This is a genomic window from Thalassospira mesophila (assembly GCF_002115755.1).
Taxonomy (GTDB): Bacteria; Pseudomonadota; Alphaproteobacteria; order Rhodospirillales; family Thalassospiraceae; genus Thalassospira; species Thalassospira mesophila.
Window position 1 is genome coordinate 14,644 of sequence record NZ_JFKA01000019.1, and the last position, 19,567, is coordinate 34,210.

A 19,567-nucleotide genomic window follows, 5' to 3' on the forward strand; every position below is an offset into this window, starting at 1 on the left:
AAAGCGGGAAACGACGGTTGCTGTTTCCCGCTTTTACATTCCAGAATTAAATTCTACACCAAACCAAAACGCCTGGCGCGTAGCAAAAGGCGTTCGGCCCGCTTGCGCATCGGCGCATCAATCATACGGCCTTTTAACACTGCAGCCCCCTTGCCCTGCCGTGCGGCTTCATCCAGTGTAATCATCACTTCACGGGCATGGCTGATCTGATCCTCGCTAGGGGAAAAAGCCTGATTTAAAACCGGCACCAGTGCCGGATGCACACAGGTGGACCCTTCAAAGCCAAACCGGGCGGCACGGCGGGCAATTTCCAGGGTCTTTTCAACGTTGGAATAATCTGCCGCACTTTCCAGCAAGCCATAGGGCACCAGCCCGGCCTTGCGTGCCGCAAATACCAGTTGCTGGCGTGGCAATAACAGGGTTTCCGGGGCCGGGTCCATACCAGCCTCGGTCGCGAAATCTTCACTGCCCAACAGCAACCCGATTGATCGTGACGATGCCGTGGCAATGTCACTGGCGGCGAAAAAGCCCGCCGGGGCCTCGATCATGGGAATGAACTTGATGCTTCCTGGCGCAATGCCACGCTCGGCTTCCAGTTCGTCAAGGGTTTCTGCCAGCAGGGAAATTTTGTCGGGCATATCTGCCTTGGGCAACAAAATGGCCTTTAAACCTGGCTGGACGATTTTTTCCAGATCGGGAATAGCCTGTCGCAGGCTGGCATTAATCCGCACCAGAACATCGCTGGGGCCATCGGCCATATTGGCAATGGCCTCGGCACACAGGTTGCGGGCATTTTCCTTGTCTGTGTCGGCTACGCTGTCTTCAAGGTCTAAAACAATGCCGTCGGCCCCGCGCTGCTGGGCCTTGCCCACAAATCGCGGGTTATTGGCGGGCACATACAGCAATGACCGCCACGAACAAGGTGAATGATCCTGAAAAGCCATCATTTATTCTTACTCCGGCTGACCAGACCACTTTCAAAGGCAGCCTCAACCCGGGCGTCGTCATAACCAATGTCGCGCAGGATCTGTTCGCTATGCTCGCCCAGTTCGGGGGCGGCAAAACGGATGGTGCCCGGCGTATCAGACAGGCGCGGTACCGGGCTGTGCATGGCGATTTCGCCAAGGTCATCGTCGGGCACATCGACATAAACGCCGCGCTCGATGAAATGCCGGTCTTCGTGAATATCGGCGATATTATAAAGCGGTGACGCGGTTATTTCGGCAGCTTCAAATTTTTCCATCACTTCATCGCGGGTATATTGGCCGATCCAGTCGCCGACAATTTTGTCAACCTCCGGGCGATGGGCTACACGGGCCGCATTGGTGGCATAGCGGGGGTCGCTGTTCATGTCGTCACGGCCCATAAGACGAAACAGCCGTTCCGCCATACGCTGCATTGACCCGGACAGCGCCACATACAGCCCGTCTGCCGTTTGATAAACATTACGCGGGCTTGATGTGTTTGACCCGTTACCAACCCGTGGCTTGGCCTTGCCGGTCAGGGCAAAATCCAGAGCCTCGGGGCCAAGGGTGGAAATAATCGGCTCCAGCAGCGACAGGTCAATCACCTGCCCGGCACCTGTATCATCGCGCACCCGCAAAGCGGTCATCACCGAAAACGCACCGTACAAACCGGCAATCATGTCGGCCAGCGCCAGGGGTGGCAATAACGGCCCGCCGTCGGCTTCGCCGTTGCGGTGCGCAAAGCCCGACATACCCTCGACAATAGTACCAAACCCTGGGCGCGGGCTGTATGGTCCGGTCTGCCCAAACCCTGATACCCGCAAAATCACCAGACCGGGATGATCCTTGCGCAATTGATCAGGGGCCAGTCCCATTTTTTCCATTGTGCCGGGGCGGAAATTTTCAATCAGCACATCGGCGTGGGCGATCAGTCCGCGCAAAACATCAATAGCTCCGTCTTTGCGAAAATCCAGGGCAATACTGCGTTTGTTGCGCCCGTAAACCTTCCAGAACGACGACACACCGGCATTTTGCCACGCCCGTAACGGATCCCCCGATGACGCGGGCTCAACCTTGATAACATCAGCGCCAAAATCGGCCAGTTGCAGCGATGTCATATTGCCCGCGACAAGACGCGAAAGGTCAACAACCACAAGCCCTTTCAAAGCACCGCTTTGTTCGGGTGTGAAGGCTGTTTTGCGCCAATGTGAAGTGGGTGCGTGCATGCCAATTCAGTCCTTTAATTCTATATCTATTCTGGAAATTCAGGTCGGTAAAATCGCGACCGGCCAAAGAACCGGTCGCGGCTCCCGATTATTCGGTGCCCACCCGACGGCGACGCAACAACTGTTTGCTGATGATGCTGGCGCAAACCACCAGAACCATGAACACAACCAGCGTCAGTGAAACCGGACGGTTGATAAAGATGCTCCACGAGCCCTGGGCCAACATGATCGACTGGCGGAAATAGTTTTCAGCCAACGGGGCTAATACCACCGCCAGAATGAACGGGCCGGTCGGGTAATCGTTTTTGCGCATCAGATAGCCGATAACGCCAAAGATCAGCGCGATCCAGATATTGAAGGTGCCGTAATTTAACGAAAATGCCCCAACGATGCACAGCCCAACCACGATACTGGGCAGATGTTTTTGCACCAGACGCAGCATGTTGACAAATAATGGGATCAACAAAACGTTTGATGCCAGCAAAAAGAAATTTGCCAAAATCAGACCGGCAATCATCGCCCAAACGACATCGCCCGACTGGATCATCAAAAGCGGACCGGGCTGCAAACCAAACATGATCAAAGCACCCAGCATGATTGCTGTTCCGCCAGAACCGGGAATCCCCAGTGTAATAAGCGGAATAAGCGAGCCGGGAACCGCAGCATTGTTCGATGCCTCGGGGCTGGCCAGCCCTGCAATCGCACCCTTGCCGAAATTTTCGGGGTTTTTCGACAATTTGCGTTCCAGCGCATAGGCCAGAAATGTCGCAATTGTCGCCCCGGCACCGGGCAGAATGCCAATAAACGTTCCTAAAACCGATCCGCGAACGGTTGGGCCAGATGCTTGCTTCAGGTCTTCTTTGCCAGGAATATAATCAGAAAATCTGAAATTCGGCTTACCAAGATTGAGGACGATTTTACGTTCAAGGTTATAAAAAACCTCTCCCAGACCATAAAGACCAATGATAATGGCAACAAAATCAATGCCCTCGATCAATTCGGGCACGAAAGCAAACCGGATATGGCCGGAAATATAATCACTGCCAAACGTGCTGACCAGAAACCCGAAACAGGTCACGATCAGGGCCTTGAAAACATCATCACCGGCCAACAGCACAATCGTGCTCAGCCCCACCAGCATCAACATGAAATATTCCGGCGGCCCAAGGAAAATGGCGTATTCGGCAACGATTGGCGCAAAGAAAACCAGCACCGCCAACCCGAAAAAGCCGCCGACAAACGAACTGATCGCCGAAATACCAAGGGCGAGCCCGCCCTTGCCCTGACGCATCATCGGATAACCTTCAAGGGCGGTAATAATCGCAGGCGCATCACCGGGCGTATTGATCAGGATCGATGTGATACGGCCACCATACATGGTGCCCATATAAACGCCGGTCAAAAGGCACAGGCCCGACGCATGGGGCATGCCAAATGTCAAAGGCAGCATCAGCGCAATACCGGCTGAAGGCCCCAATCCCGGCAATGCCCCGATAACGGTTCCGATAATCCCGGCAAGGAAAATCAGAACAATATTGTGAAAAGTCAGCACGGTTTCAAAGCCGCCGCTGAGACTGGCGAGAGTATCAAGCATGGCTGTTTCCAGAACAGAAGTTCAAAGGATGAGCGGTCAGTGAAGGGGGATGCGCAACCAGACCGAAAAGATCAGGTAAATTACGGCAAGTACGATCAGACTGATCGCAACCGATTTAAAAAATCCGTGCCCCGAAAACCGCCACGACAAAATCACAAGCAAAACACCAAGCGGGATCATGACGCCGATATAGGACATGGCGTAAATGCAAATCGCAATTGAGGCGATTGCACCGCCGAGCATCAACACGCCCAGCGTTTGCGGGACAACGTCTTGTGCATCATCCGCAGGTTCGCCGGTGCCACCGCTCGATACCGCCACATCGCGTTTCGAACGGACAACAGCCCGAATAGCCACCCCCGCAATCAATGCCAGCAAGGCAATGGAAACGTTAAGCGGTATAAACCCCGGGCCAAAAGTGGTGTCGGTTGAATAGGGCATATCAAGGCTGCCCCAAAGGAGGCTGCCGGAAAATACCGACAGCCCTCCCAGAAGAATGATCTCCGAGATTTTCATGGAGAACTCCGTTTTCTTCGGAAATTTCTTACTTGATGATGCCAAGGTTGGTCAGCGACGTTTTGTAAACATCGTTCATACCCTTGAGATATTCGGCGAATTCATCGGGACCGAGAAAATCAGGCACAACCGAGTTCGGCTGAATATAATTTTCCTGCCATTCCTTGGTTTCGCTCATATCCTTGACCATTTTCAAAAGATAAGCTTTTTCTTCGTCACCAATGTCACCCGCAGCAACAACACCACGGAACAGGCTCAGATTGATGTTATAGCCCTGCTCGATAAAGGTCGGGACATCGGGAAACAGGTCCACGCGTTTTTCAGTGCTAATCGCAAGTGCGCTAAACCGGCCTGTTTTGATAAAATCGCCAACCGGGCCGGTATTGGTAATCGCAAAATCAATCTGATTGCTTAGCAACGCCGCCGTAACTTCGCCATCACCCTGAAACGGAATGTAATTCAGTTTTTTGCCAAGTGCTTCCGCCAGCTTGATGGTGACGATGTTTTCAATCGAACCGGTCCCACTGCCGCCAACGTTAAGAACCTTGTCGGCTTTTGCAATATCGTCGAGTGTTTTGTAAGAACCAGAAGCATTGACGACCAGAAGTTCAGGATCAATACCAAGACGGGCGATCGGGGTGAAATTGGTGTAATCCAGCCCGATATTCGATGTCAGCGGCGTGGTCAGAAATGATGACGTTGCCGACATCAGAAAATGGCCATCGCCCTTGTGCGAATTCAGATAGCCAAGGGCCACCGCCGAGCTGCCGCCGGGTTTATTCACAACATTAATCGGAACAGACGAAAGTTCGTTGTTCTGAATAATTTTGGCCATGGCGCGCAACATGGTGTCGTGTCCACCGCCCGGGCCATAACCAGCGACAAATTCGATCCCGCGTGACGGAAAATCATCTGCCTGTGCAACCCCGGCGAATGACAAGGCAACCGCCCCGGCCAATGCGCCCTTCATCAATTTAACAAAAGTCATCTTCTTCCTCCCATGTTTCTAACTTGCAATTGCCTGTCCTGTTTTCCCGCAGCGGCAATTGACCTTTCCTGGTGTCGAAAAGCCTGTTTTTATCGGCCTTCGCGACGCATTTCAGACAGCGCGGCCGAAGCCTGTTGCGCTGCCTTGATAACGACCGACAGAATTTCATCCTGCCGTGCCGCAATTCTTTCACGCGGCCCGGCAATATTCAGGGCCGCCACCATATTTCCATTTCGATCAAAGACGGGGGCAGCAATGCCCGCCGCCCCTTCAACCCGTCCTTGCAAATTCAGGGAATAACCATTGCTACGCACCGTTCTGATCTGCTTTATCAGCGCGATTGTGTCGACATCGTCGCGCGCAAGCGCCAGATCAGCGCAATATGCATTCAGTGCCGCATCCGACAACCCGGCCAAAAGCACCTGTCCCGTCGCAACATGGGCCGCGATCCGCGCGACAGAAATATCGCGGTCATAGCGAATTTCGCGCACTGGCAGCACCTTGTTGAGGTACCGCACCTGCTGTGCATCATCAAAAACGCCAATAAATCCGGTTTCATCGGTCAGGCTGACAGCCTCGCGCAAACTGATATCAACAAGGCGCAAAACGGTGCCCCAGGCGCGGTTATCTGCGCTCACCTCGCCGGGTAGTCGACGAATGTGATACAGGCCTGCGTCATCGCGCCGCACATATCCGCTTTGAACCAGTGTTCGCAGCAACATCAGCGCACTGCTTTTTGGTAAAGCCAGACTGGTAACCACGTCGGTAAGAGTGCGACCAACAGGTTGGCGAGCCAACCATTCGATCACCTCAAGAATACGTTCCGCGCCACGACCGCTCATCGTTCCTCCGGCATTTTCTATAAAGTTCAGTATTTTGAACTTGTTCATTATTATGAACGTATGCTATAGTTCTGCCTCGTAAGCTGTCAAGAAAAACCTCTGCTCTGCTGAGGCCCTTCGCCATGCGCGGCATTCTTGAATTTTTAAATCGTTATTTTTCAAACGCTTATAATTTCTCTCGCAAGTGCGGAAAAATTTCCCCTGCTCCTGCCATAATTTCCTCTCGACTCTTTAAAAAGACTCGACTAGCGTTTGATTAATCGATTAACCATTGATTTGATCATCACCAAACGCTCCCGCACAGGTATTTGATGGCCGTTCCGCGCACAGGACCAAATCTGACCAAGATTGCCGCCGCCCTTGGGGTGTCGTCGGCAACTGTGTCTAATGCCCTGTCTGGCAAAGGTCGGGTTTCGGCAGATCTGGTCCAAAAAATCCGGCAAAAAGCCGATGAACTGGGATATGTACCCAGCAATGCTGGCCGCGCCTTGCGCACGGGCCGCTCGGGTGTTTTGGGGCTGGTCCTGCCCGACATTGCCAATCCGCTATTTCCGCAAATTGCCCAGGCCATGGAAATGGCGGCCTCAAATAATGGTTATGGCGTGCTCATTGCCGATTCACGCGGCGAAGTCACCACCCAGACCGATGCTATTGGCCGCTTGATCGAACGCGGTGTTGACGGCTTGATTGTCATTCCCCGACGTGGCACCCGCATTGGCGCGGTTGGCTGCCCGGTTGCCATGGTCGATACCCCCTCCACACCGGGCAACACGGTTTCCGCAGATCACTGGGAGGGCGGCGAACAGATCGCCCGCCACTTAAGCGACCTGGGTCATAAAAAGATATTGCTGCTGGGCAATGACCCGGCATCGAACGTGCAAAATGACCGCATCGGTGGCATGAAAGCCGCCCTTGGCCGGGATATTTGCCATCAAACCATCTGGCTGGAACCAATCTTGCGCGATGGCGGCACCACCGCCTCGCTAAAGCTGCCTTACCTGGTGGAAAGCGGGGTAACGGCAATTGCCACCGTGTCCGACCTTTTGGCACTTCGCGTTTTAACCGAGTTGCAAACAGCAGGATTTCGGGTGCCCGGCCACGTCAGTGTTACCGGGTTTGACGATTTGATATTTTCGCCGGTTGTCACGCCCGCGCTCACCACCATTCATATGGATATGGCCCAAATTGCCGAAATTGCGGTTGCGGCACTGATTGCCGAAATCACCGGCACCCAAAAGATAAAATCAACAACACCCCAACAAAAACGAACGGTCCCCGATACCGTCATGGCTGACACGTCCAGGGTTCCGATGGAGCTGATCATTCGGTCCTCCACCGGCCCGGCAACCCCTTATCAAACCCACATTCCCAATGGAGAGACGTTGTGAAAAAACTGCTGCTGGCTTCATGCGCCCTTCTGCTGTCCCTTAATGCGGCACAGGCAGAAGAAAAAAAGCTGACAATTTCGGTTTATGGCTTTGCCCAGGATGCCTTCAACGAAATCCTGTACAAGCCGTTTGAAGAAAAATGCGGCTGTGAACTGGTCGTTGAAACCGGCAACTCGGTTGAACGTCTTGCCAAAATGGAAGCCAACAAGGACCACCCGGTTATTGATCTGGCTGTCATGACCACACAAGACGCCCTTGCCGCCCACCGCAAGGATTTAACTGACAAAATCGACACATCAAAACTGGCAAACTTTGACAAACTTTACGACATTGCCAAAGACCCCAACGGCGATGGTCACAGCCTTGGTTACACCTTTTACACAAGCTCGATCGCCTATCGGTCCGACAAAATCGATCTGACATCGTGGAAAGATCTTTTGTCTGACAAACTGGCCGGCCATGTTGCCCTGCCCAACATCACCACCAGCCAGGGCCCGCTAACCCTTTATATGCTGGGCAAGGCACTGGGCGATGACGATACCAGCCTGAAAACCCCGATTGAAGAAGTCGGCAAGCACAAGGACGATATTGTTACCTTCTATGTGCGTTCCTCCCAGTTGGTGCAGTTGATGCAGCAAGAAGAAATCTGGGCCGCACCGATTGGCCGTTTCGCCTGGAAAGGCTTTTCCAAAATGGACCTGCCGATCAAATGGGCCACCCCGAAGGAAGGCCAGTCTGGCGGCATGAATGTGATGGTTGTGACCAAAGGCAGCGAACATCGCGACCTTGCCCTGCAATTCATGGATTTCTGGCTCTCGACCGATATCCAGACCAAACTGGCCCAAGGCCTTGTTGACAGCCCGGCCAACAAAGACGTCAAGGTTTCCGACGATATTGCCGAAAACCTGACCTATGGTGCCGATACCGTTGCCAACCTGCATTTGATTCCGTCTGACGTCATGCTTGATAATCGCGATGCATGGCTGAACCAGTGGAACGAAAACGTCGGTCAGTAATCCATATTCGGGGTGCCGCCAAAACTGTAACGGCACCCCGGCTTTGTGCTTTATTGTCCGCGAAATACCGAATGATAGATGAATGCTCCCTTGCGCCACCACCGCCGGGCATTCCACGCAAGACCACCCAAGCGAGCAACCAAGATGTTTCAGAACCGGGCCGAGGCCTTTGCCCTGGTCATGCCTGCCGCCGTTTTTGCCGGAGCCGTCTTTCTGGTTCCCGTGATCATCCTGCTATCCGAAGGGTTTCACACCGCAGACGGCTGGAGCATACAGGCCTATATTGATTTCTTTTCCCATTCGCTTAACCAGGCGGTGTTTTTTCGCACCCTGAAACTCGCTGCCATGGTCACGGCTGCGGCCGCCGTTATTGGCTATGCCGCTGCCTTCGCCATTGTGAATTTGCCTGCTAAAGGCAAGGGCCGCATCACAGGTCTGGTCATCCTGCCATTGATGATTTCGCCCGTGGCGCGCACCTATGCCTGGCTGGTCATTTTGGGGCGCACCGGCTTTGTCAATCAGGCGCTGGTGGCGATTGGCCTAAGCGACGAACCGATCCGGTTTTTGTTTACCGAAACCGCCGTATTTATTGGCCTGTTGCAGCTGTTTTTGCCGCTTATGATCATTTCACTGATCAGCGCGCTTGAAAACATGCCGCGCGACGCCATTCCCGCTGCCCGGGTTTTAGGGGCAAACTGGTTACAGGTTTTTACCCGCGTTATTTTGCCCCTCACCCGCGAAGGGCTGGTCATTGGCGGCACACTGGTTTTTACCGGTTCCATGACTGCCTATATCACCCCGGCCATTCTGGGCGGGTCCAAGGTTTTGATGCTGGAAACCCTGATGTATCAGCGTGTGACTGTTGCCAATGACTTTGTATCGGCCAGCGTTATCGCCCTGATCCTGATCGTGATGGCATTTTCGGCCAATATTTTGCTGAAACGACTGGCAACTGCGAGGAACAAACGATGACATCACGCCTGTTTTCCCCCCTCGTTTTACTGCTGGTGCTGGCCTTTCTGATTGGTCCTTTCGCCATTATCATTGCCGCCTCGTTATCGGCGGGTGAAACTTTGGCTTTCCCGCCACAAGGATTGTCGCTGCGCTGGGTTTTCAAGGTTTTTGAGATTGAAAGTTTCCGGCAAAGTTTCGGTATTTCGCTGTTTCTTGCTATTGGGGGCACATTAACCGCCCTGATACTGGGGGTGCCGGCCAGTTACGCCCTGTCGCGCTATAAGGTGCCCGGTGCCGAAACCATCCGTACCATTGTGTCATCGCCCATCATTGTGCCTGGCATTATCGTGGGTTTGGCATTGCTGCGTTATTTTGTTGTGCCGTTTAATACCGGCATTCTGTTTGCCCTGTTTATGGCCCACACGGCATTAATCCTGCCCTATGCCGTGCGGGTGGTTTCCGCCAGCCTGACCAATTTGCGATCCGATATCGAAGAAGCCGCTGTTTTACTGGGATCCTCGCGGGTTGGCGCGTTTTTCCGCGTGGTTCTGCCCAATATTCGCGGCGGTATTCTGGCTGCCTTCATTTTGGGTTTTGTCACCAGCTTTAACCAGGTGCCGGTATCGCTGTTTTTGTCTGGCCCCGGTATTCGCACCCTGCCGATTGATATGCTGGCCTATATGGAAATCACCTATGACCCGTCGGTGGCGGCCTTGTCCGCCCTTCTGGCTTTCATGTCACTGGGTATTGTGTTTCTAGCCGAACGTTTCCTAGGATTTTCCCGCTATGTCTAATACCCGCTTTCTCAGCCTTGAAAAACTGACCCTGTCTTATGGCAAAAACGTTGCCGTGCCAGAAATGGATCTGGACATTGGCGAGGGCGAACTGGTTGCCCTGCTTGGCCCGTCGGGCTGTGGTAAAACCACAACCATGCGCGCCATTGCCGGGTTGTTAAGCCCGTCATCGGGCACCATCCGCCTTGATGGCACCGATATCACCCGCACCCCGGCCAACAAACGCCCGGTCGGGCTGGTATTTCAGTCCTATGCGCTGTTTCCGCACCTTAATGTTTATGAAAACGTTGCCTTTGGCCTGCGTTTGATGGGCGTCAAAGGCAAAGACTTGGAAGACCGGGTTAATCAGGGCCTTAAAACCGTTGGCCTTGGCAAATTCACCACCCGCAAACCCGCCGAATTGTCGGGCGGGCAGCAACAGCGTGTGTCGCTGGCGCGCTCCATGGTGATGGAACCCAAGGTCTTGTTGCTAGACGAACCATTATCAAACCTTGATGCCCGCCTGCGCCTTGAAATGCGGACCGAATTGCAGCGTGTGCAAAAGGAAAGCGGCGTCACCATGATTTTTGTTACCCATGATCAGGTCGAAGCCCTGGCAATGGCAGATCGTATCATTGTGATGAAAGATGGCTTGATCGAACAGATCGGCACGCCGGAAGAAATTTATAACAATCCGGTATCGGATTTTGTTGCTGATTTTGTCGGTTTTGAAAATGTTTTTGCCCTTGAAAACGGCATGTTGAAAACCGGTGCGCAGTATGTTGACCTGCGCGGCACCGTTCCGCCCAACACCATGGGCCTCGCATGGCGCCCCGGCAGCATCACCCTGGGCACCGGCCCCCATCAAGGCCAGGTGCGGGGCACGTCCTTTGCCGGTGGCACGCGGGAATATTTGCTTGATACGCCACTGGGCCAGATCAAGGCGGAATGCGATGCAACCTTACCGGTTCACCCGTTTGGCAGCACCGTTTCCTTTGACCTGAAGGTGGAAAAGGCCGCGCCACTGGCCCGTTTCGGGGGCATATGATGACAATTTGGGTCGATACCGATATGGGGTTTGACGACATAGCTGCGGTGCTATGCGTGACCCATGCCGGTTTGAAAATTGATGGTATGTCGCTGGTGGCGGGCAATTGCCCGTTGCCGCAGGTCGCCAGCAATGCCGCCGCCGCAGCAGCCCTGTTTAACTGGCAATTTCCCATTCATGCCGGGCGTGCCCGCTCGGTATTGGGCGAACTTGAAACCGCCGAACGCATTATGGGGCCAACCGGCATGTTAACCGCCGGTCAATCCCTGCCGCCGGCAACGTTAAACCCCGGCATCCCGGCGTTTGAGGCGCTGTGTAACTGGCTGGAATGCCCGATTGCCCCCGGTGATGAACGCCATATTCTCGCACTCGGCCCGCTTGGCAATATTGCCGCTCTGGTGCTGGCCCGCCCCGAACTGGCGGCAAAAATAGACCGGCTAACCTGGATGGGCGGGGCCGTAAGCCTTGGCAATCATACACCATCGGCGGAATATAATGCCTTTGCCGACCCCGAAGCCCTCGCCATTACCCTGGCCCATAAGGTGCCATTGCGCATGGTGGACCTTGATTTGTGCCGCCAGGTCGTTGCCGCCCCGCAAGACGTTGTTGCGATCCGCAAAGCCGGGGGCAAAAATGCCGCCCTACTGGCCGACCTGATCGAAGGCTATATCAACATCGCCCTGTCACGCGGACGACAGGCAATGGCAATATTCGATCCTTGTGCCGCCATTGCCGTGGCCTGCGATGATGTCGTCGCCTTTGCCCCGGCCCACATTACAGTTGATTTAAATACCGGCCCGTCGCGCGGTCGCACCATTGTCGACCCCCGCCCGGCAGCGGTGAAAAACGCCGAATATGCCGTGCGTGTCGATGCGGTTACCGCCCGCGAAATGATTTTTGCCGCCTTGCAAGCAGAAGCCGAAAAATGATGAACACCAGAACCCGCGAACCCGCCGATTTAAACGACGAAACCCTGCGCAGCCGCGCCGTTGCCGCCGCACGCGGTGATGCCCCGTTTGATGTGCTGATTACCAGCGGCCAGATTATCGATATGGTTACCGGTGAAATCCGCCCGGCCGATATCGGCATGGTCGGCCCCCTCATCGCCAGTGTCCATGCCCCGGCAAGCCGCAAGGATGCCGATTGCATTATTGATGCCAGCGGTAAATTCATCACACCGGGCCTGATCGACAGCCACATGCATGTCGAAAGCTCGATGGTCACGCCAGCGATTTACGCCCAAACCGTGGTCCCGCGTGGTGTCACCACCATTGTCTGGGACCCGCATGAATTGGGCAATGTGCTGGGCAAGGAAGGTGTTAAATGGGCCACCAATGCCACCCGCGATCTGCCGCTGCGTGCCCTGGTGCTGGCCCCGTCCTGTGTGCCTGCGGCACCGGGACTGGAAATTTCCGGTGCCGATTTTGACGGGGCGGCGATGGCCGACCTGCTAAACTGGCCCGACATTGCCGGTGTTGCTGAAGTCATGAATATGCGCGGGGTGATCAACCGGACCGATCGCATGGCAAACATCATGCAAGCCGGGTTGGCATCGGGCAAAATGATTTGCGGGCACGCACGCGGCTTAACCGGGGCGGACCTGCAAACCTTCATGACCGCCGGTGTCAGCTCCGATCACGAACTCACATCGAATGACGATTTGATGGAAAAATTGCGCGCCGGCATTCACATCGAAATGCGCGGCTCGCACGACCATTTGCTACCGGGATTTGTTGAAACACTCAACAAACTGGGCTTTTTGCCGCAAACCGTTTCGCTGTGTACCGACGATGTTTTCCCCGATGATCTGGCCGATAAAGGCGGGCTGGACGATGTTGTACGCCGGCTGGTTTCCTATGGCATGCCCGCCATCTGGGCCTTGCGCGCCGCAACGCTAAATGCTGCCACCTGGCTGGGCCGCAATGATCTGGGCTTGGTCGCCGCCGGACGCCGCGCCGATATTGCCATTTTTGACGATTTAACCGATTTTAATGCCAGCCACGTTTTTGCCAACGGCAAACTGGTCGCCCAAAACGGCAAAATCGCCGTTGCGCCCCCGGCATTAAATCCCGCCCCGCTTCACCACACCATGAAAATCAAACCGGTAACCGCCAATGATTTTCGCGTAAAAGCAACTGGCAGCAAGGTAAAACTGGCAACCATCGACCAGCCGCGTTTTACCCGCTGGGGCGAAATAACTGCCAACGTTAAAAGCGGTTATGTGGTGCCGCCCGCCGAAACAACCCTGATTGCGGTGGCCCACCGCCACGGCCTTGTCAATGACCGGCCCCGTGTGGGTTTTTTAACCGGATGGGGGAAATGGCGCGGGGCAGTTTGCACCACCGTTTCGCACGACAGCCATAACCTGACCGTTTTTGGCGGCAATGAAGAAGACATGGCCGTTGCTGCAAATGCCGTTATCGCGGCGGGCGGCGGCATGGCCGTGGCCTCCAACGGCAAAATAGATGCCCTGTTGCCCCTGCCGTTATGCGGGCTGCTGTCCGACGTCTCAATGCGCGATGTCGCCACTCAATTTGCCGCCATCCGCACCGCGACGGATCATATTGTCGACTGGAACCCGCCCTATCTGGTGTTCAAGGCATTATTCGGGGCCACACTGGCGTGCAATATCGGCCCGCACCAAACCGACCGTGGCATCGCCGATGTTACCAGCGACACCGTGCTTGAAACCCCGGTTTTAGAAGTTCTGGCGTAGAACCATAATTAATCGAAGAGCATTATCGTATCGCATTTATAACGGCATGATCATAGCTTTGCTGCAGCATCAACTTTCAGTGAAAGCATTTTTCTTGACCTTGACCACCGGCTCGACAAAATAATTCAAAACTGTTTTCCGACCCGTCAGGATATTAATTTCGGCGATCATGCCAGGCACAATTTCAAGATCGTTGCCACCTGCATCGGTCAGGTGGGAAAATACCCGTACAACAACCGGGTAAACCGGTTCTTTGGTTTCGGGTAATTCAATTGCATCGGCACCTATGGTGGTTAACTCGCCATCAAGCGAGCCATAACGGGCGAAATCATACGCGGTCAGTTTGACCTTTACCCGTTGCCCCGGATGCAAAAAGCCGATATCGGCGGGTTTAATATGGGCTTCGACCAGAAAATCATCATCAATCGGCACAATCTCGACCAAGGCTTCGCCAGGTTGGGCGACACCACCAAGCGTGGTTTTCAAAATCTGATTAACAATGCCATCGACCGGGGACCGTATTTCAGACTGGTCAACCTTGCTGGCATAAGCCGGCAAGCTTTGTTCAAGTTCGGCCAGTTCGGCGGTGGCCTTTGAGAGTTCCTGCAAGGCTTCCTTGCGGAAGGTTTCATGCATGGTTTTGAATCGTTCGGCAACTTCGCCAAGAGCCAGGTCGAGCCGTTCGATGCGGATTTGCGATGTCTGTTGTTTGCCCTGCAATTCCGCATGGGTGCGCTGAAGCTGGATCAGCGACAGTTTCGATTCGATGCCACGGTCGACCAAAGGCTGGATCATGTCAATTTCCGATTGCGACAATACCAGTCCTTCACTCGCAGTGTGTAATTCGCTTTCTGCTTCGCGCAATTCCTTGATTTTTTGCTGCTTTTGCTGCTCGAGAACTGCCAGTTCGGACACCAGTTCCGATTTGCGTCCTTTGAACAAACGTTGCTGGGTCAAGGTCACGGCCGGCGCACTTTGTTCCAGCCCCGGTGAAAACACCAGATCTGATCCCTGAATCTCGGCAGTTAACCGTTCGATCTGGGCTTGCAAGGCAAACTGTTTTTGTTCGAGCTGGTTAAATTCGCTTTGCGATGCCGTCGTATCAAGGACCAGCAACAAATCACCGCGATGAACACGTTGCCCTTCATGAACCAACAATTTTTTAATCATGCCACCATGCATGGTTTGCACTTTTTGCAAATCCTGTGACGAAATGATTTTGCCAGAGCCCCGGGTCACTTCATCAACCTCGGCGATGGCCGCCCAACTGATCATACTGGCGACAAACAAGGCAATAACCACCAGCAACGCCCAGCCGGAAAAGAACGATTTTCGACCGTTGATCTGACGAATAATTTCCGTATTGAGATCCCGGTTACGCATGACCGGTCTCCTTATCGCCACGCGCAAGGGCAACAGGCTTTGTGTCCTGTTTGACCACAGCGGGTTTCTGCCCTGCCCCGGATAGCGTTACACGGGCGTCGTCGTTATCTTCCGTTCCTGTCGCCGCATGACGGACAATTTTTGCCACAGGCTTGGCCCCGCGCGCCTTCTCCATACGGTTAAATCCGGTGCCGCTGCCTTTTGCATTCGCGCCTGTTTGCGCCGGGCCATGTTCCTGTGTCGTTGCATCGGGCGAAGAACCGGACGGCCCGGCTGGTTCGTCCGTATCCGCCGTCGATGGCGGCTTTTTATTCACAATCGATTTTGGCCCCCGTGCCACCACCGCACCATTGTCCATTACAATTACGGTATCAACCAGATCAAGCATGCTGGGGCGATGAGTAACCACCAGAATGGTTTGGTCTTCGGCTTCTGCGCGCAACCGGTTAACCACAATCTGTTCGGTTTGCATGTCCATCATGCTGGTGGGTTCATCCATCAACAGCACCGGCGGTGCCCCGACCAGCCCGCGTGCCAGCGATATCGACTGACGCTGCCCGCCCGAAAGCCCGTCGCCGCGTTCCTGTATCATCAAATCATAACCACTGGGATGTCGGCTGATAAAATCATGCGCGCCCGACAGGCTGGCCGCCCGCAAAATATCATCATCATTGGGGCGATAGGCCCCGACCGCAATATTCTGTTTGACCGACCCTGAAAACAGCCAGGCGTCCTGCAACACCGCCGAAATATTGGCGCGCAAATCAGACGGGTCAATCTGGCGGATATCGGTGCCATCCACCAGAATGGACCCGCTATCCGGTTCATAAAGGCCGAGCATGAGGCGCAAGATTGTGCTTTTCCCCGATCCGATCCGGCCCAGAATGGCGGTTTTTTCGCCCGGTTCGATAACAAAGGAAACATCACGCAAGGCGGCAATTGTTTGCCCCGGATAGGCAAAATTGACATTTTGAAATTCAATCCGCCCGGCCAGGCGCGTGCGTGCCAGATAATGCCGCCCGTCCTGGCGTTCGGTGGATTGTTTCATCAACCCGTTAAGACTGCGGTACGATGTCCGCACCTGATTAAGCCGGGTCAGGGTTTGTGCGATTTGCCCCAAGGGGGCCAACGCCCGCCCGACCAGAATAACCGACCCGACCAAAGCCCCCATCGAGGTTTCGCCCGCTGCAATTAAAAACACGCCAAAAACCACAATACCGATTTGCGACACCTGTTGGGCGGTGGCCGTCATATTGACGACCATATGCGAAATGCGGCGGCTGCGTGCGCCAACCCCGGCCTGAAATTTAAGGCTGTCTTTCCAGCGTTGCCGCATAAGCCGGGCCGCACCCGATGTCTTAACTGTTTCCAGCCCGGAAATGGTTTCAACCAGTACGCCTTGCTTGGTCTGGCCTTCTTCAAAGGCGGACTGGGCATAACGGGCCAATAACGGTTGCACCCCGATACCGACCAGAATAATCGTTGGCACCGCCAGGGCCGGAATAATCACCAATGGCCCGCCAATGCTGTAAATGACCAGCAAGAACAGCACGATAAACGGAATATCAACCAGCGCCACCAGCGAGGCCGAGGTGAAAAATTCGCGCAACGTTTCAAATTCACGCAGGGTATTGGCAAAGGCGCCGGATGACCCGCGCCGGTCCTTCATCTGCATTTCCAGCAAATGATCAAAAATCTCGCTGCCAATTTCCTGATCGGCGCGAATACCCGCCCGGTCGATAAAGTGGGCGCGCAACATTTTGATGATGAAATCAAAACAAATGGCAAAACCAACACCAAAGGTCATGGCGATAAGGGAATCTATCGCTTCGTTTGGCAGGATGCGGTCATAAACCACCATCGTAAACAGCGACACGGTCAAGCTTAAAAAGTTGGTTAAGGCGGCAGCAATAATAACCTGAAGATAAATCGGCTTGTTTTTACCAAGGGCAGACCAGAACCAGTGCCGCCCGCGTTTTGCCAATTGATGGTCTACATGCTGTTTTTCGCGAAAATAGGGCCGCACCGCAATGCCAAGGCCGCTAAACACGCCGCGCAAATCGGCAATTGTCATGATCACCGGGGCATCGCCATAATCGGGGTCATACACCGCCAGCTTGTGCGGGCCTTCCCGGCTGACGATCACCACCACCTTGCCATCATCAAGAAATGCTGCCACCGGCAAGGATACATGGCTTAGTGTTTCTAACTGAAATTCCCCGGCAATGCAGGCCAGGCCAACTTTGCGGGCCATTTCAGCAAAGATCTGCGGCGTAATATCGGCCTTGCCATCGGCAAGGTTGCGAAAATAATTGGCCGTTACCGACATGTCATGATGGCGGCACAAATAAACCAGGCACTGTTCGACATAATCAGTTTTCGGACCTGTTACACCGGGTTCTGGCGTGTCGGCATCCCTGGCAAATTCAGTGCTATTTGGGGCCGGTTTTTGGTCATCGCCGTTTGACACATGATCCGGGGTGTTTTGGGCCTGCGCCGGGGACGGTGGTGTTTCGGATGGTGTCGCCTGCCGGGTTTCGATTTTTTCATCACCCGCATTATCAACGGCGCGCAACGGGGGCAAACGCCCAAGGGAACGGTTCATTTCGCCTCCCACCCAAAATCATTTACACCAAAGCCTGGCAATAATTGCCCGGTTAGCGACAACAAAACATATCGCGATAAATCGGCCGTGGTTCGAGCATCAATCAGCGCGCTGGCGGTTTGATAAAACTCACGCTGACTATCAAGTACATCGACCAGATCGCGCCGCCCGATTGAAAACAGATCCAGATAAGTCAGAAAGGTTTCTTTTTCGGCCCGTGCGGCGAGTGACAACGCCGCGAGACGTTGTTCACGGGTGACAATATCGGTCATGGAACTTGAAATCTGGCGTTCCAGTTCCAGCCGGGACTGGCGTTCGCGCTCGCGCGCTTGCGACAGGCGGTTTGAAGCCCGGCTTTCGCGGGCCTGGTCACTGCCACCGTCAAACAGGTTATAGTTCAGGCGTAAATAAAACCGCATTTCATTATCATCACCACGCGGTTCGGATAAATCATATTGCCGCCCCTCAACAACCATCGACACACGCGGATACCAGGCCGCCTTGCTGGCATCATATTCAAACGATGCCGCCCGGCTTCCTGCTTCGCTTTGCGCCAGCGAAGGGTTTTGCTGCAAGGCCTGCTGCAAGGCAATTTCGGCATTTTGGGGAATGTCGGGGACAATGCCGGGACGTCCGCCGTGCGTTGCCTCTGCCCCGAATAACTCGCGATAGCTGGCCCGCGTCCGGTCAAGTTCCCCGATCAATTCGGTTAAATTGGCATTGGCTTCGGCCAAACGGCCTTCGGTGCGATATACATCGGCCGAGGTGCCAGTACCGCCCGCGGCGCGATCATTGACACTTTTAAAAATCAGTTCGTGACGATCACGGTTATCAATTGCCAGCAACACCTTGGTCTGCAGCCGGACAATATCAAAATAGGCGGAAATAGCCCGCAGGCAAAATTGCTGCGCGTTATCAAGGGCGGCGTATTTGCTACCGGTAACGTTTTCACGGGCGGCATCAATGCGGTTAAATGTTTCGCCAGCGTCAAATAATAACTGGCTAACCGACAAAACACCATCGGGGTCATTATCCTCGCCCGTGCGTTCATTGGCGCGTGCAACGTTATATCCGCCTTCCAGGGCAAAATCGACCTGGGGGTATAGTGCGCCACCGGCTTCATCCACGCTATCGCGGGCCTGGCGCGCGCCATAAATGCTGCTTTGAATGGACGGATGAGTTTCCACCGCCTGGCGAACCTTGGCAATAAAATCCGGTTGTGCCACCGTTTCTGCCATGGGGTGTGCCTCATTTCCAGGTTGCTGCAAAAACTGGTTCACCAGTTTTTCCGACCCGTTCATGCTTTTGGCAATTTCGCGAAACAGCGGCGTCATTGCACTTGAACCGGCAGCACTATCGGCAACCTTTTGCGCCTCAAGCTGCGCATCCATACTGTCCATCCGCCCCGCAGACGACACTGTTATCGCGCCCCCTGCGGCCCCATTGCTGGCAGCATTCCCTGAAACCGGTATCATTACGGTGCTGATCACCCCCGTCATCAGCACCAGACAGGCTATCTTTTTTTCCATTCTGGGTTAAACACCAATCCCGCT

At 54.4% G+C, this 19,567-nt stretch carries 16 protein-coding genes; 7 read left to right on the plus strand and 9 right to left on the minus strand.

Annotated features, from left to right (window positions below):
- Positions 1–53: 53 nt before the first annotated feature.
- From TMES_RS21205 to TMES_RS21230, 6 genes are all read right to left on the minus strand, one after another.
- Complete coding sequence (locus TMES_RS21205; RefSeq protein WP_085586355.1) at positions 54–947, minus strand: HpcH/HpaI aldolase/citrate lyase family protein; 894 nt, start codon at positions 945–947, stop codon at positions 54–56.
- Entirely contained in the window at positions 944–2,191 is a 1,248-nt protein-coding gene (locus tag TMES_RS21210) for a CaiB/BaiF CoA transferase family protein (RefSeq protein WP_085586357.1), read from the minus strand. The genes TMES_RS21205 and TMES_RS21210 overlap by 4 nt, the downstream gene beginning before the upstream one ends.
- Positions 2,192–2,279: 88 nt before the next feature.
- The gene (locus TMES_RS21215; RefSeq protein WP_085586359.1) at positions 2,280–3,785 is read right to left on the minus strand and encodes a tripartite tricarboxylate transporter permease; all 1,506 of its coding nucleotides are present in this window, start codon (positions 3,783–3,785) and stop codon (positions 2,280–2,282) included.
- A gap of 36 nt (positions 3,786–3,821) precedes the next feature.
- On the minus strand, positions 3,822–4,301 hold the full coding sequence (locus TMES_RS21220; RefSeq protein ID WP_085586361.1) for a tripartite tricarboxylate transporter TctB family protein: 480 nt from the start codon (positions 4,299–4,301) through the stop codon (positions 3,822–3,824).
- Positions 4,302–4,329: 28 nt separating this feature from the next.
- On the minus strand, positions 4,330–5,289 hold the full coding sequence (locus tag TMES_RS21225) for a Bug family tripartite tricarboxylate transporter substrate binding protein (protein ID WP_085586364.1): 960 nt from the start codon (positions 5,287–5,289) through the stop codon (positions 4,330–4,332).
- 89 nt (positions 5,290–5,378) lie between these two features.
- Positions 5,379–6,131, minus strand: coding sequence for an IclR family transcriptional regulator (locus TMES_RS21230; RefSeq protein WP_158091288.1), 753 nt, complete (start codon positions 6,129–6,131; stop codon positions 5,379–5,381).
- 311 nt (positions 6,132–6,442) lie between these two features.
- On the opposite strand from TMES_RS21230, the gene TMES_RS21235 reads away from it, so the two are divergent.
- The 7 genes from TMES_RS21235 (at position 6,443) to TMES_RS21265 (ending at position 14,026) form a co-directional block, all read left to right on the plus strand.
- Positions 6,443–7,519 carry a LacI family DNA-binding transcriptional regulator gene (locus TMES_RS21235; RefSeq protein ID WP_085586368.1) on the plus strand — a complete coding sequence of 359 codons (1,077 nt, stop codon included), beginning with the start codon at positions 6,443–6,445 and terminating at the stop codon, positions 7,517–7,519.
- Positions 7,516–8,535 carry an ABC transporter substrate-binding protein gene (locus TMES_RS21240; RefSeq protein WP_085586370.1) on the plus strand — a complete coding sequence of 340 codons (1,020 nt, stop codon included), beginning with the start codon at positions 7,516–7,518 and terminating at the stop codon, positions 8,533–8,535. The genes TMES_RS21235 and TMES_RS21240 overlap by 4 nt, the downstream gene beginning before the upstream one ends.
- A 144-nt stretch (positions 8,536–8,679) precedes the next feature.
- On the plus strand, positions 8,680–9,507 hold the full coding sequence (locus TMES_RS21245) for an ABC transporter permease (protein ID WP_085586372.1): 828 nt from the start codon (positions 8,680–8,682) through the stop codon (positions 9,505–9,507).
- Positions 9,504–10,283 carry an ABC transporter permease gene (locus TMES_RS21250; protein ID WP_085586374.1) on the plus strand — a complete coding sequence of 260 codons (780 nt, stop codon included), beginning with the start codon at positions 9,504–9,506 and terminating at the stop codon, positions 10,281–10,283. Before TMES_RS21245 ends, TMES_RS21250 begins: the two co-directional genes overlap by 4 nt.
- Positions 10,276–11,310, plus strand: coding sequence for an ABC transporter ATP-binding protein (locus TMES_RS21255; protein ID WP_085586376.1), 1,035 nt, complete (start codon positions 10,276–10,278; stop codon positions 11,308–11,310). The genes TMES_RS21250 and TMES_RS21255 overlap by 8 nt, the downstream gene beginning before the upstream one ends.
- Complete coding sequence (locus TMES_RS21260) at positions 11,307–12,239, plus strand: nucleoside hydrolase (RefSeq protein WP_245835543.1); 933 nt, start codon at positions 11,307–11,309, stop codon at positions 12,237–12,239. Before TMES_RS21255 ends, TMES_RS21260 begins: the two co-directional genes overlap by 4 nt.
- Positions 12,236–14,026, plus strand: coding sequence for an adenine deaminase (locus TMES_RS21265; RefSeq protein ID WP_342746325.1), 1,791 nt, complete (start codon positions 12,236–12,238; stop codon positions 14,024–14,026). The genes TMES_RS21260 and TMES_RS21265 overlap by 4 nt, the downstream gene beginning before the upstream one ends.
- A gap of 69 nt (positions 14,027–14,095) precedes the next feature.
- Here TMES_RS21265 and TMES_RS21270 read toward each other — a convergent pair whose 3' ends face one another.
- The 3 genes from TMES_RS21270 to TMES_RS21280 are packed head-to-tail and all read right to left on the minus strand — an operon-like array spanning position 14,096 to position 19,543.
- Positions 14,096–15,409 (minus strand): HlyD family type I secretion periplasmic adaptor subunit, encoded by a 1,314-nt coding sequence (locus tag TMES_RS21270; RefSeq protein WP_085586378.1) that lies wholly within the window; start codon positions 15,407–15,409, stop codon positions 14,096–14,098.
- Positions 15,402–18,014, minus strand: coding sequence for a type I secretion system permease/ATPase (locus TMES_RS21275; RefSeq protein ID WP_085586381.1), 2,613 nt, complete (start codon positions 18,012–18,014; stop codon positions 15,402–15,404). Before TMES_RS21275 ends, TMES_RS21270 begins: the two co-directional genes overlap by 8 nt.
- Positions 18,011–19,543: a TolC family outer membrane protein gene (locus TMES_RS21280; protein WP_085586383.1), complete on the minus strand. Its 1,533-nt coding sequence runs from the start codon at positions 19,541–19,543 to the stop codon at positions 18,011–18,013. The genes TMES_RS21275 and TMES_RS21280 overlap by 4 nt, the downstream gene beginning before the upstream one ends.
- Positions 19,544–19,567: the final 24 nt, after the last annotated feature.

Excerpts from the sequence above, each read along its gene's own strand:
- TMES_RS21205 (WP_085586355.1), bottom strand. The coding sequence starts at position 947 with ATGATGGCTTTTCAGGATCATTCACCTTGTTCGTGGCGGTCATTGCTG.
- TMES_RS21210 (WP_085586357.1), bottom strand. The coding sequence starts at position 2,191 with ATGCACGCACCCACTTCACATTGGCGCAAAACAGCCTTCACACCCGAA.
- TMES_RS21215 (WP_085586359.1), bottom strand. The coding sequence starts at position 3,785 with ATGCTTGATACTCTCGCCAGTCTCAGCGGCGGCTTTGAAACCGTGCTG.
- TMES_RS21220 (WP_085586361.1), bottom strand. The coding sequence starts at position 4,301 with ATGAAAATCTCGGAGATCATTCTTCTGGGAGGGCTGTCGGTATTTTCC.
- TMES_RS21225 (WP_085586364.1), bottom strand. The coding sequence starts at position 5,289 with ATGACTTTTGTTAAATTGATGAAGGGCGCATTGGCCGGGGCGGTTGCC.
- TMES_RS21230 (WP_158091288.1), bottom strand. The coding sequence starts at position 6,131 with ATGAGCGGTCGTGGCGCGGAACGTATTCTTGAGGTGATCGAATGGTTG.
- TMES_RS21235 (WP_085586368.1), top strand. The coding sequence starts at position 6,443 with ATGGCCGTTCCGCGCACAGGACCAAATCTGACCAAGATTGCCGCCGCC.
- TMES_RS21245 (WP_085586372.1), top strand. The coding sequence starts at position 8,680 with ATGTTTCAGAACCGGGCCGAGGCCTTTGCCCTGGTCATGCCTGCCGCC.
- TMES_RS21250 (WP_085586374.1), top strand. The coding sequence starts at position 9,504 with ATGACATCACGCCTGTTTTCCCCCCTCGTTTTACTGCTGGTGCTGGCC.
- TMES_RS21255 (WP_085586376.1), top strand. The coding sequence starts at position 10,276 with ATGTCTAATACCCGCTTTCTCAGCCTTGAAAAACTGACCCTGTCTTAT.
- TMES_RS21260 (WP_245835543.1), top strand. The coding sequence starts at position 11,307 with ATGATGACAATTTGGGTCGATACCGATATGGGGTTTGACGACATAGCT.
- TMES_RS21265 (WP_342746325.1), top strand. The coding sequence starts at position 12,236 with ATGATGAACACCAGAACCCGCGAACCCGCCGATTTAAACGACGAAACC.
- TMES_RS21270 (WP_085586378.1), bottom strand. The coding sequence starts at position 15,409 with ATGCGTAACCGGGATCTCAATACGGAAATTATTCGTCAGATCAACGGT.
- TMES_RS21275 (WP_085586381.1), bottom strand. The coding sequence starts at position 18,014 with ATGAACCGTTCCCTTGGGCGTTTGCCCCCGTTGCGCGCCGTTGATAAT.
- TMES_RS21280 (WP_085586383.1), bottom strand. The coding sequence starts at position 19,543 with ATGGAAAAAAAGATAGCCTGTCTGGTGCTGATGACGGGGGTGATCAGC.